We start from the raw sequence: 13,384 nt of genomic DNA, 5'->3' as shown, positions 1-13,384 counted from the left end.
CTTGTCGGGAACCGGAAAATTATCCGGATTTTCGGCGATGTCAAATGGTTTTATCGGCTCTTGAACACGAACCGTTTGGTCGGAGCGGCAAACAAAAGCGCCAGCGATGCCAGCGACAATACCATCATCACGATATATTCATAATGGCTAAGTCCGAACAAACTAAGGAGAATGACGACCGCGTTCATAACTACCAGACCATACCAACCCCACGCTTTCAGATCGCGGTACGCGAAGACAACCGATATGAGGATGATACCGACGATCAGAAACAGGAATGACTGTCCCATGTCGGCGTACGTTCTGTCGAGAAACGACAGGATGATCTTCACCCCGGCATACAGCAGATAGATCCCGGCAAGGCCGTAGCCATGCCATTTGGTCAGATTGAATGTAAGTGGCAAGCTCGGCGTCTCCGGTCCCATGATGCGATCCTCCGCAACTCAGTTCTTGTATTCACCCAGAATGCTGGCGCCGATAAACCCGGCATCGTTACCCAGCGTAGCCTTGGCGACACGCAGTTTCTCGACAGCCGAGCCAAACGCCCGCTTGCGTATCTCCGCCGTTATGGCTTCAATAAACCCACCGCCGCCATCGGCAATACCGCCACCGATTATTACGATCTCCGGGTTCAAAAGGTTCACCACCCCGGCCAGACCGGCTCCCAGATACCCGGCAGTTTCATCCACCACTTGCTGGGCGATCTCATCCCCACGCTTAACCGCGGCAAACAACTTCTTGATGCTGAGGTTTTCAAGATTGCCATCAAGTACTTCTTCAAGCGTCGGCGTTAACTGATTGTTAAGCAGTATCTTAACGCGTTCAATCATCGCCTCGGATGAGCAGTACACTTCAAGACATCCCCGGCTACCGCACCTGCATTTGGGGCCATCGAAATCGATAGAAAGGTGCCCAATTTCACCGGCCGTGTAGTTCGCGCCGCGCCATATCTTGCCATCGATTACGATACCGCCACCTACGCCCGTACCTACTGCCACACAGATTACCGAATTGTAACCGACCCCGGCGCCAAACTTGGATTCGGCGAGCGCCATGGCGTTGACATCGTTATCGACATGAACGGGGAGATTGAGACGTTCGCGAAGAATCCGTCCTATCTCCATCCCCTGCCAGCCATTGATATTCGGGCTCAGGCTGATCACCTTGCCAATCCGCGTGTCGACCGCTCCCGGAGTCCCTACTCCCAGACTCTTGATCTCGAACTCCTCGTCTGCGGCATAATACAACAGACGCTCCGCAATGTTCGTGACGAGATGCATGAGCGGTTCAGCCCCTTTTTCCACCATGGTGGGGCGTTGCTCGCGAAACAGGACCTTTCCCTTTGGATCCACGAGCCCATACTTGATATTCGTGCCGCCGATATCCACACCGGCAAAGGCTACTTTTAGCGACATCTACTTCGCGAACTCCCTATCGCATGAAATGACCACACCGGCCAACAACTTCATGGCCGCACAACCGCTCGGACAGGCCCGATAATAGCGAGCGCCGACATTCCCGTCAACATCAAAGGACTATTCGGCTTTTCGCCGATACAGCAGCGTCGCTGCCACCATAGCCAGGCAGGCGAAAGACATGAGGAAATACGTGATCTCAATGGAAAGCGCTTTCTGCTGGACGAAAACCGGCAGGTACCGGAAGAATGTATTCACCAGCACTGTGATCCCGAGCACTTTGAGCAAACTGCTATCGTCCATTGTCAGCGCATCACCGACGACAAGCCCCGCGGTCACGTGGAAGAGGATCAGGGAACCGCGCTCCAGCAACTGGAACGAGAAGACGGTCGTTGCATGAGTGGCATATCCGAGGTAGCCTGCCTCCAGCAGACCAATTCCGGCGCCGCAGAAGGCCCCAATCACGGCGATCCGGGAGGTCGAAGGACGGCGCCACCGCACCACGGCAAACAAGGCAACCAGAAGGAGGATCGTCTGGAACAGACCCGCCGCCAGTCCGGGCAGCAACCCCCAGAAGTAGAGGGAGCCCCCCTTGGTCACCTGTGGAATAAGCCACTTGGTGATCAGCCACATCTGCATCGGTTCCTGCACCCAGGGGACCGACACGGCCAGTATGGCTCCAACGATCAGCGCGATATACGAAACTCCCCACCGGTAACCGCCACGCACGTAGAAGGCCAGCGCCAGAACGGTTATGATGAAATACCCCAGGTACGAAGGGATCATTCGAGAAAGTAACGCGAGGTTCAACCTGGCCGCTTGCGGTTTCGGCTGCGTAGTTTGACGAACGAGATCGAGGTATACCTTGGTGCTCTGGCCCGGCATTTCCACTTTCACCAGTCGCTTGTCTGGCGTGAAAAACAGCACCCATTGCTGCGGCTCAATCAGCGTGATTATGAAACAGGAATCGGACCGCCCTTCAAATAGCCGGACAAACCCAAAGCGATCCACACGGGCGTGTACCGGCGACGTCACCATCGGTTGAGCGGCGAATACGGTGTCGATAACAACATCGCCGACCGTCAGGTCCCGCAGGGCCAGCAGAATTTCCAGTTGGTCGAGAAAGTTGTTATCCCAGGCCAGCCCGTACGACGGAAAATACCGCGCCTGCGAAACTTTCGAGCCGGCGCGTGTGAAGGTCGTAACAACACTGTCCCCCTGTCGACGGATGCTCAGCGCCTCCGTCTGGCCCGCTATCGATACCGACAGATCGTCACCAAGGTACGCCCCTTGCGGCGCAACGAAATGGTCCCCTTCGGTGCTGATCGTCAACTCCGAACCAATCTTCCGGTAGTCGAAACTCAACTTTTCGGATATCTTCACAGCATCGTGACCGTCGAGGACAGTCCGCTCAACGATGGTCGAGGTAAGCTGGCCGACGGCTGAGTCCCGACTCACGAATGTCCAGATTCTGGTGTTGCCGACCGGGCGGAATGCTTCTACCGATACCGACCGGCTGACGGTGCGTGGGGCCGGTTGAGCAGGTGTTCCCCCTCCGTAAAGAGGAACCAGCGCGAGAATGGCGTAAAGTAGCTTCATATTGAAGGCGGGAAGATACGGAAACTGCTGTTGAAAGCAACGATTAACGCGCCGTCGGGGGGTACGCCACGAAGACCAAGTCGACCGAGTGTCGGACGAATCGACTCTTTAGTGTCAGATCGGAGTAAGCCGTGATATGACGCCAGCCTATCGCTCGTAACGCCGACCGGATCTGTGCAAACGAGAAGTTCTCACTCTCATTACGGAACGGTTCGAATGTTACCGGACGGCTGCTCAGGTCTGCCCGAACGATGTGAAGGATCGTGCGGGAGCCGATCCGCTCCATATATCTGAGATAAAGGATACCGTCGTGCTGAGTGGCACGGACCGGCACGATCTCTCCCTGTTTGATGGCATTGATATTTCGCAGCTGGATGACGAGCGCTCCACCCGGTTTGAGCGCTCGCTTGAAGTTCATCAGACTGCGCTTCAGATTCGCTATCGAATTCACGCCGGTGATACTGTTCGCCAGACAGACGATCAGATCGAAACGCACGTCGAGACTCCTGGGTAATGCCTCAAACCTCCCATATTGAAAGCGAAGCGGCAAGCTTGCTCCGGCGAACTTACGGCGTGCCACCGTCAGCATCGCACGCGACCGATCAAGACCCACGGTGGCAACGCCGGCCTCCGCAAACAGCGAACTGGTCAATCCGGTGGCGCAGCCGGCATCGAGCACGCGGGTTGGATTGAACCGCTCAATCAGCGCCGCTACCTCCTGACGATGTTTATCGACCCGTGTGGAGGCGTTCGTGAGCGCATCGTATTCGTGCGCGTATTGCTCAAAGAAGGACTGCTTGTGCATACCGGCGGCTACTATCTATGATCATTGTCGGGTTTCTCATCCGAAGCTGACTCGGAACCCGACCTATGGCTACCGCGTGAGCATGTTCGTTGGTTAGTATGATGGGTGTGTGTACTGTCCCTTCTCGACTCCGGGTATGTACTCGCGATACTGCTCTGTGGTGATTGAATTGCCCCACGGACCAAACAGCTTGGCCGCCAGCAGGGCGCCCCAGAAGAAGATGACCAGTACCACAGCCCATTTGACGCTTGAGACGGTTCGGTTCTTTCTCACCATGTGAATCTCAAGCGTCTGTTTCACCGGGCAGGAATCCACACACGCCATGCAACCGACACACTCATCCGAGACCACTTCAGTTACTCTGTCCACCTTGATGAACGCTGGGCAGACTTTGGCGCACGCGGCGCAATCAATGCAGGAAGAGGCGTTGCGGCGGATCCGGGTGGGGGAAATCAGATTCGCCAACCCAAGCAACGCACCATACGGGCACAGGTAGCGGCACCAAAAGCCACGCACGATAAGCGAAGATGCGAAAAGCACGGCTATTACCGACAGTGCGAACATGCTGATATCGGTGAAAAAGCGAAGCATCAGGATATCCGAAACCACGTTGTAATCCGAATAGAGAAACGCCTTGATGGAATCAGAAGTCATGCTGATAAACACAGCGTAGACAAAGAACAACAGCAGAAGATACTTGAGCGAGCGAAGCGGATAGTCCAGCCAGCGGGGTGGTTTGATTCTCTTTCGGAATAGTTTGTCTGAAAGGTCCCCGAGCATCTCCGAGATGAATCCAATCGGACAGACCCATGAACAGAATCCCTTCTTGAACACGAAGGCTGTCAGAAGGATCACCACCAGGATGACCAGTCCCGCCGGATGGATCGTATTAAGAATGCCGGTAGCGAAGAAGTACCGTGACCCCACCAGCGAACCGATGGGTAGCCATCCCTCCACCCCGGGCGGACGGGAGACTATCGGGCCACCGACTCCGGATTGAAGTGAACTGTACCAGAGATAGAACTGCGCGCCTATCCAGAGATTGATCGCCAGCGAAAACAACTGAGCGTAGAATCGAAATGGCTGAGCGCTGTTCCGTTCGTGCCTTCTCCGCAACTGTACCCCGACCGGTATTTGCCTCCGGGTGGCGACTTTCGATTCCATGCCGGGAATATCGGATGTCATGGGGTTGTCGGCCTTGATTATAGTCAAGAATGGTCGATTATGACGCAGGCGTAAGCCGTTCTTTGAGATACCTGACCAGGTCGGACCTGGCAATCCGCTCCTGAAACCCCTCCGCAGCCAGCCACTGCTCCCGGTTGGCGGTGCCGTGGGCCTTTTGCGCTCCGGCCGCCATATTTTTGACCGTGACCTGATTCGAGGCAAACTCATCGGAACCGGCAATTACGGCAAATGGTATCCCCACTTTATCACCGTACTTGATCTGCTTGGTCAGATTCTTGGTATCGCCCGAGTAGATTTCCGATGGAATTCCTGCCCCTCGCAGCTCTCTGAGAATGGCCAAGTAATCCGCCAGCCGTTCCCGGTCCATCACCGTCACCAGCACCTGCGAGGTCGACGACGTCAGCTTCAGCGCCTTCAGTTGAATCAACGCGGCGAGTAACCGATCAACCCCCATCGATGTGCCGACTGCAGGGATGGACTTGTTGAGGAATCGCTCCACCAGATTGTCATACCGCCCGCCGGAAAAGACCGAGCCGAATTCAGGCAGGTCAAGCAGCGTGGTTTCGAATACCGGGCCGGTGTAGTAACCAAGGCCACGAACGATAGTGAGGTCAATCGTCGTCTTATCTGTCGAGACGCCCATGGCCTGAAGGTGCGAAGCGATCTGCGTAAGCTCACTGACTCCCTCAGCTGAGGCCGTCACGCCGCCTGCCAATTGCTCAATCTTCTTCAGCGGGTCCCCCTCGTGTGCAGAGGCCAGTTCGAGAAACTGTCCAATCCTGTCGATCTGGTTCGCGCTCAAGTTGAGTCCTGTGATCTTGTCCCCCGACTTATCCGTTCTTCCTGGCCCAAGTTCCAGCATCACCGCTTCTTTTCCCTGCTTCTCCAGTTTGTCAATTACCCGCATGACATCCGGAGCCCGCTCATGCGGCACACCTGCCCACACGATGACACCATTTAACAGTTTGCGATCGGAGAATCTGACCTTGAATCGTTCCACACCGAGATGCTCAAGTATTGTCACCATCGCCGCGATGATTTCGGCATCGGCCAAAAGATTCTGGGTACCCACAATGTCGATGTCGAACTGCATGAACTCGCGGAACCGACCCGGCCCAGGTTTGTCTACTCGCCAGACATTACCGTACTGATACCGACGAAACGGCATGGCCAAATCCGACTGGCTGGCGACGTAGCGAGCCAACGACAGCGTAAACTCGTAACGCAACGCCATTTCCACATCGTCAGGACCATGGAATCCAAATAGTTCCGCCAGTGAGTCCTTGGTGTAATGAGAGCCAAGCAACGTCTCGGCAAATTCAAGCGATGCCGTCTGCAGCGGCAGAAACCCCATCAACTCGACCGCTTCACGGACCTTACCCAACATCTTTTCGCGGGCGATCTGCTCTTCGGGCGGATAATCCCGAAACCCCTTCAGGACCTGCGGTCTGACTTTGTGCGTTTTCTCTTTGACCATTTGACCCTAACGATTGTCGGATTTCTCGCCCGAAGTGGACTCGGAACCCGACCTACTATTTCCTGCCAACAATCAAATCTCTCGATACTCACCTTACGAGTCATTGCGAGGCGCTTCGCCGAAGCAATCTCGGCATATTGTCATTACGCCACCAGCCCCTTCATGAACTCGCGCGCCGACAGCTTCTCGCAGTTGAATATCTTCTCTTTGACTTCCTTCTGACGTTCAGGTTTGAGAAGGGGATCGGACAGCGCGTTGAACTTCGATTCCAGATCTTCCATGCTCATCGGCTCGCGCGGGTCCCCTTTCGGATACTCCAGATAGGCCGAAAACTCCCGCCCGTCCTTCGTTCGCACAACCACTTTCGAGGGCTGCTTGGTCGGGAACATCTTCTCAAACTCGGTCGATGCCTCACCTTTGATCTTGTCGATCACCTGCCAAATGCGCGGGTCCTTGAGCTTCTCGTCCGAGAAGGATTGCGTGGTTATCTTCCGATCCACAATCGCCGCCGCGATACAGTACGGCAGCGAATGGTCCGCCGTCTCACGCGACTCCGGACGATACTTGTGCGGGTCGAACAGAATGTCGCAGGCCCGGGCGATTGTAGTCACCGTCACCTGTTCGATGTTGTCATAGCTGATATTGTTGTCACGAATCACTTTCAAAGTGCAGGTGATATGCGTGTGCGTGAGCGCCTCGGTCGGGAATGCTTTCATGCTGCATTCACGAATCTTGAACTTGTCACCCAGATTGCCGACCAGCTTGTCTTTCGCCCAGTTCGGGCCGAACACATCCATCAGCCCCTCTTTGCCGTCGAACACTGCCTCGGTGCCGCTGTACCCTTTCTGCGCCATGAGTGCCGCGAACACCCCGCTCTGAGTGGCCATCGGATCGACTGTATTTTTCATCATGGTCAACTTACCGGCGGTCGGGCAACCGATAGTATGGTTGTGGCAACCGTTGATGCCGATAGCGTTCACCATCTGGTCAACTGTCAGCCCCAGGAGCTTTCCGGCCACTATGGGCGACACGAACTGCGTCAACGTGGCGTGATGCCATTTACGTTCTCGCACTCCAGGCACGGCGAATTCGCAGAGTCGCATTTCAAATTCATAGGCGAGAACGATAGCAACTATGACCTCTTTCATAGACGCATCCACCATCTCCCCCACCGCCCAAGCCGCCGGGATGATATCCGAGGGATGCGATGGGTCTTCTTTCCAGTAGATGTCATTGAAATCGAGCGCCCGCACCATGAGCGAATTTACAAGTGTGGCATTCACCGCCGGCATTTTGTCGCCGAACCCAATGAGGGTCGCTTCCTCCTTGCCCCCCAAATCGGTATAGATGTCGCGGAGGATTTGCACGTCTTTGGTATGATATCCGCCGTACGCGCAGCCGACCGAGTCATAGATATACCGCTTGACCTCGTGAACTACATCTGATGGAAGGTCTTTATACGAAAGCCCCACTGCAAACTCAGATATCTGTCGCGACATCGATTTATCTGTTGTCATTGATTGCCCGTATCGTTACTTGTTAAGATTCCTTTTCACCCAGTTTTCCAATCCGCCGACCAGTATCAGTTCCTGCGCCGCAGCACCTACCGGACTGATAGGATACGTTTTCCTCTCGCCGGAAAGTGTCGAGTTGACAAAATCGAGTCTCACCATTACGCCGGTTCGGACCGAAAGCTTCCCTGTACCGAAACGACCTTTCAACGCGAGCACAAACTCCGGCGCTTCGATAGCAAGAAATCCATTGTTCAACGCGTTCCGCTTGTACGTCTCGTTGAACGACCCGGCCACGACCAGTTGAATGCCGCGATATTTGAGCGATGTCGCCGCCTGCTCGCGCGAACTGCCGGTGCCAAAGTTGAATCCGCCGACCAGAATGTCACCTTTCTTCACGATCTGAATGAACTCCGGATCGTAGTTTTCCATGACCACCTGCGCCTGCTGCTCCGGCGTGAAGTCATCCATATAAGTGTACTTGCCGGGATAAATGCCGTCGGTGTTGATATTATCCTGGTGGCAGAAGATTAGCTCCCCAACGATCGTCTCCGAGAACCCAGGCAGCACTTTTACTCTGCCGGTCGAAGCTATGGCAGAGACTGGTTCCTTGATCGATGCTTTTACCTTAACTTCATCACCAAACCCGGGCAGGTCGATCATCCCCGTCACTGCCGAGGCTGCCACGACCTCCGGCGATGCTAAATACGTTTGCGCACTCCGGGAGCCCATCCTCCCTTTGAAATTCCGGTTGGTGGCCGAGATTCCAACTTCGCCGTCCTCCAGAAGTCCGGTACCCAACCCGATACAGGGGCCACATCCGGGAGGAAGCGGGATTGCACCGGCGTCCAGCAGCACCTGCCAGTCACCTCTCCGTTCGCTCTCAGCCTGAACTTCGTTCGAGGCCGCAGCCACATAGAACTTAACACCCGGCGACACCTTCTTCCCTCGAATCGTCTTTGCTGCTGCCGCCAGATCTTCCACGCGGCTGTTGACACAGGACACCAGGTACGCTTTCTGAATCTTTACCTGCTTTTTGCGGATCTCCGGAATCGAGGTCATCACCTTCACATGGTCAGGGCCAGAGACATGTGGGGATACCGTGCCCAAGTCGAGCAAGAGTGTCTTGACGTATACAGCGACTGAATCCGCTCTCGGTATATTCGATTCAAGCTGTCTGAGACGCGTTTCATTCATGCGCGGGTGTATGCCGTTCCCGTCGGCATCCGATGCTACTCCCGCCAATCCACGCTTTGCTATTGTCGCAACCCGACTGCGCAGCCAATTGATCGTGACAGTGTCTATTGGAAACAGACCCGCCAGCGCCCCCCATTCGGTAGTCATGTTGGCAATAGCCAGCCGATCATCGACAGAAAGTGTCGCCACACCATCCCCCACAAACTCCACCGCGTGATTGAGGACTTCATCCTTGTTGAAAACACCACACAATGTAATAATCACGTCCTTGCCGGTTGCTCCCGGACGGAGTCTGCCGGTCAGTTCCACTTTTGCCACCGGCGGCACCTGCCACCAGGTGCGACCGGTCGCCCAGATGGCAGCGGCGTCAGTTCTGACTATCGGTGTGCCCAGGCAGCCGAGTCCGCCGTACATGTTGGAGTGGCTGTCGGAAGCGACAACCATCGTTCCTGGCCAGGCGTATCCTTCCTCACACATAATTTGGTGCCCAATACCTCGTCCGGCCGGATAGAAATCGACCCCCTTCTCTTTTGCGAACGCCTGAATCTTGGCGTATTTTGAAACGTTTTTCTCGTCGGTGTTCTGAATATCGTGATCCAGCGTGAACGCCGGCTGGCGGACATTGTGAATCTTCGTGGCGCCGATCTCCTTGAACTTGGGAATCACCGCGCCGGTGTTGTCGTGCGTCATCACGTGCGCCGGCTGAATCGACAGGTAATCACCGGCATGAACCTCATGTCCCGGTTCCAAACCGACGGCGTATTTCTGTGCGATCTTTTCGACTAAGTTCTGTGACATCTCAGGCACTCACTGCACCAGATCAAAATCAATGAAATCAGCATGGTGGAAAATGATGCTCTCCGGGCTCCGTTTTTCGCCGGTCCCTTCTTTAGAATGCGTGGCGATGATATGCATCACTTCCGATGGTAACCCATGCTTGAACGCCAATCCGACTCCGCTGAACGGATGACGAATATGCTGGCCATAGGTCGACTTCACCGGTTTGCCATCGACTATCTCGAACTCAAGCAACTTGCCGACATCGGCCAGAAGCGCTCCGGCTATGAGATAATCCCTGTTAACATGTGCTTTGCGAGGGCCATGGCATTCATCAAGCACCTCATCGACAGCAATGCACATCTTACAGACCGCCCGGACATGGTCGATAAACGTGATCTTGACATTCTGCGCCAGCAAGGTGAATGGTATATTCCGAAGCAGTTCTTCGGTCCAGCCACGGAATTTGATGGCATCCTGCCAGCATTCCATCACCTGGGTCTGGAGTTCTTTGTTCTTTATCTGCTGAATCTCCGGCAACAGCCGCAGCACGAAATCTTTCATAGATATCCTCTTCCAGTCATTTCAAGCACCAAATCGTGAGGCAAAATAAGGACGTATGCCGTTGTGGGTCAACTGGTTTTTGGCAGACACACTTTCGGAGTACGGAGTGCTGACGTTCTCCGACGGATGCACGAGCTATGGATCGCTCCTCAAAACAAACTCCTTGACGAATCCTATCATAGCGATAGCTTACACCGTTCCGAGCGGCGTGCCAATGACACCTGCCGGTTTGCCGATACAGAACCAGAGGAGCACAGATGTCCAGAAACTTTGCCATAACTGGTGTTGGCGGCTTTGTCGCCCCGCGCCACCTGAAAGCCATCAAGGATACCGGTAACAACCTTCTCGCAGCTGTCGACCCGAACGATTCAGTCGGGATTCTCGACCGCTTCTTCCCCCAGGCCAAGTTCTTCACCGAGTTCGAGCGGTTCGATCGGCACCTGGAGAAACTCCGTCGCATGGGTGAGGAGCACCGAGCGCATTATGTCTCGATCTGTTCGCCGAACTATCTGCACGATGCCCATGTACGGTTTGCGCTGCGCATCGGTGCCGATGCCATCTGCGAGAAACCACTGGCGCTGAACCCGTGGAACCTCGAGGCGCTTGAGGAACTCGAAAAAGAGCATGGCCGCAAGGTAAACACCATTCTCCAGTTGCGCGTCCACCCTGCCTTAATCGCGCTGCACGACAAACTGCGCGCCGAGAAATCGGGCAAAAAGCATGATGTCGTGCTGACCTACATCACCTCTCGCGGCGCCTGGTATCTGGTTTCATGGAAAGGGCAAGCGGACCGCTCCGGCGGGCTGGCTACCAACATAGGCATTCATTTTTTCGATCTGCTTATCTGGTTCTTTGGCGATGTCCAGCACAGTGAGGTGCATCAGGCAACTCCGACTCGTACAGGTGGCTATCTTGAACTCGAGCGGGCACGCGTGCGGTGGTTTCTGTCCATCGACCGCACCGATCTACATGCGGAGGCGCTCAAGAAAGAACAGACGACTTTCCGCTCAATCACTATCGATGGGACAGAGGCGGAGTTCTCCGAGGGATTCACCGAGCTTCACACCGAAGTCTACAAGCGAACGCTTGCCGGCAACGGCTTTGGTTTGAAGGATGCGTATCCCTCAGTCAGACTTGCGCATGAGATTCGCGAAGCACAGGCCACCGGCCCAAATGAGCATTCGCATGAGATGCTGGTGAAGAAGTAGGCGTCTGAAGCCACCGAGCGAGTGATTGGTGCCCCACCCGCTTGCGGGTGGGTTTAACCGTCAATTATCCTCTTGAACCCCACCTGCAAGCAGGTGGGCCACCCACGCTCTTGCTGGTTGGATTATAATATTTTCATTCGTGCGTGTTTTACAACTCTATCCCGTCGATCTCCAGCACTCCCTCACGCTGTCCCAGATACCAACGACAGCTCGACCACTGCCAGTCCTCTGGTCGATCCGCCAGTCCTCGCTTCACCGGATTGTCGTGACAGTACTTGATCTTCTCAATCACAATCTCGGGCGTCCTACAGTTGTGATCATAGCACCGCCGTTCCCACACCGCGGCGCCCCCCGAAGCACGCCTTTGTATCCACCAGGCATGCTGTGGGTCGGATCGCATCCAACTCAGGATCGTGTGCGCAGAACGAGTCTTAAATACGCCAATCGTCGGGCCGAGCCTGAGATCGTCCGGCGGAAGAAGGACCAGATGTACATGCTCCGGCATAATTACATATCCAAGAAGGCGGATGCGATACACGCCGCGTAATCTGGAGAGTTCTGCGAGAACGGTCTCTCTGGCCACGAGATTCGTAAGCAATTGCTGACGATTATAACAACTGAAGGTGACGAAGCGAGCAGTTCCCAGATGGTCATAGTGTCGAAGTTTCGGCATGCCCCAGTACTAAGCATCAGGTCGGTTGTTGTCAATCACTCTCTTGCACGACGTTAACAGCCACCAACCGCGGGGTGCCCCACCCGCTTGCGGGTGGGAATGGCAGGTAGTACGTCCCCGACAAGGCTGGGCTGGGGCACTGCAAACCGCCACCGCCCCCACCAGAGAGCCCTTCATTGGCATCGATGTCTGCCGGGTGCCATCTCTGAATCTGTCTGACGTCGAATGTACCTTGGACCTTATCTCCATCCACCTTTCACCAAACCCGAATAGTTCACACTGTCAATGAGGATCACCTCGTGTTGGGGGAAAGTCGTAACTGTACCGATAGTCGCAAGCAGTTGCGCAATGCACGAGTCACGTGCAGTATCCATTCCATTCTCTTGGGGTGATGAAAAGGTTAACCCAATCGCAACATGTTTCCCGGGAACAGCCTTCGCACAAATGTCTGACTCCTGAAGTGAGCCTGATGTCCTCGTTCCGTGGTGAATCACAGCACCTTCGAAGTTAATTGATTGTTTGCATCGGTCCTCTAGCATGACCTTATCCATGCAATATGAGAGACTCTCAACAGATTGATTGCTGACAATTACATCAATTGTTATTTGCCCAAGTGCAGGTCCAAGTTGTGCCCGCGTCTCAATATCAAATCCATCGTAGTGACGCCTGAATGTCGTCCAAGGCTTCACATTAACAGCATGGAAACCTGGTGATGTTACGCGGTAATACCTGTACCCTTTTGGGCACGCGAGTGTGAGGGCACAAACGCTGGCTACAACAAACAGTATCACTAATCGCGAATGCAGATCACCCGCACCGGATTCAGGAACTAGCTTTCGTGACATCCTAGTGTAGTGTTTCATAATTGTATTGACATTTGATTTGAACTTTGATATTTTGGCCAGCGATGAATATCGCCGAGCCAATCGCGCTGTCTTCTGAGGAGCAACGGGTGATCGATGCCTGGGTGCGG

11 protein-coding genes are annotated in these 13,384 nt (G+C 54.7%); 1 reads left to right on the top strand and 10 read right to left on the bottom strand.

Going from position 1 to position 13,384, the window contains the following annotated elements:
- Window positions 1–50: 50 nt before the first annotated feature.
- From AB1644_07600 to AB1644_07560, 9 genes are all read right to left on the bottom strand, one after another.
- A complete protein-coding gene (locus AB1644_07600) occupies window positions 51–425 on the bottom strand; it encodes a hypothetical protein (protein MEW6050909.1) in 375 nt (124 codons plus the stop codon).
- A gap of 18 nt (window positions 426–443) precedes the next feature.
- Window positions 444–1,415 (bottom strand): ROK family protein, encoded by a 972-nt coding sequence (locus AB1644_07595; GenBank protein MEW6050908.1) that lies wholly within the window; start codon window positions 1,413–1,415, stop codon window positions 444–446.
- A gap of 120 nt (window positions 1,416–1,535) precedes the next feature.
- Window positions 1,536–3,014, bottom strand: a complete 1,479-nt coding sequence (locus tag AB1644_07590; protein ID MEW6050907.1) for a hypothetical protein — start codon at window positions 3,012–3,014, stop codon at window positions 1,536–1,538.
- A 43-nt stretch (window positions 3,015–3,057) separates the two neighbouring features.
- Window positions 3,058–3,819, bottom strand: coding sequence for a methyltransferase domain-containing protein (locus AB1644_07585; GenBank protein ID MEW6050906.1), 762 nt, complete (start codon window positions 3,817–3,819; stop codon window positions 3,058–3,060).
- A gap of 93 nt (window positions 3,820–3,912) precedes the next feature.
- Entirely contained in the window at window positions 3,913–5,004 is a 1,092-nt protein-coding gene (locus AB1644_07580) for a 4Fe-4S binding protein (GenBank protein MEW6050905.1), read from the bottom strand.
- 37 nt (window positions 5,005–5,041) lie between these two features.
- Window positions 5,042–6,481: a histidine--tRNA ligase gene (gene hisS, locus AB1644_07575; protein MEW6050904.1), complete on the bottom strand. Its 1,440-nt coding sequence runs from the start codon at window positions 6,479–6,481 to the stop codon at window positions 5,042–5,044.
- 143 nt (window positions 6,482–6,624) lie between these two features.
- Window positions 6,625–7,998 (bottom strand): MmgE/PrpD family protein, encoded by a 1,374-nt coding sequence (locus AB1644_07570; GenBank protein ID MEW6050903.1) that lies wholly within the window; start codon window positions 7,996–7,998, stop codon window positions 6,625–6,627.
- A 15-nt stretch (window positions 7,999–8,013) separates the two neighbouring features.
- Complete coding sequence (gene lysF / locus AB1644_07565) at window positions 8,014–9,987, bottom strand: homoaconitase (GenBank protein MEW6050902.1); 1,974 nt, start codon at window positions 9,985–9,987, stop codon at window positions 8,014–8,016.
- A 9-nt stretch (window positions 9,988–9,996) separates the two neighbouring features.
- Window positions 9,997–10,530 (bottom strand): hypothetical protein, encoded by a 534-nt coding sequence (locus tag AB1644_07560; protein MEW6050901.1) that lies wholly within the window; start codon window positions 10,528–10,530, stop codon window positions 9,997–9,999.
- Between the two features lie 257 nt (window positions 10,531–10,787).
- Here AB1644_07560 and AB1644_07555 point away from each other — a divergent pair, with 257 nt between their 5' ends.
- Window positions 10,788–11,738: a Gfo/Idh/MocA family oxidoreductase gene (locus AB1644_07555; protein MEW6050900.1), complete on the top strand. Its 951-nt coding sequence runs from the start codon at window positions 10,788–10,790 to the stop codon at window positions 11,736–11,738.
- A 148-nt stretch (window positions 11,739–11,886) separates the two neighbouring features.
- Here AB1644_07555 and AB1644_07550 read toward each other — a convergent pair whose 3' ends face one another.
- Window positions 11,887–12,411, bottom strand: coding sequence for a transposase (locus AB1644_07550; protein MEW6050899.1), 525 nt, complete (start codon window positions 12,409–12,411; stop codon window positions 11,887–11,889).
- Window positions 12,412–13,384 lie beyond the last annotated feature (973 nt).

It is taken from the genome of Candidatus Zixiibacteriota bacterium, from assembly GCA_040753875.1.
Classification (GTDB): Bacteria; Zixibacteria; MSB-5A5; order GN15; family FEB-12; genus DATKJY01.
Note: the sequence above shows the minus strand (reverse complement) of the source record. Positions and strands in the feature narration are given on the sequence as shown.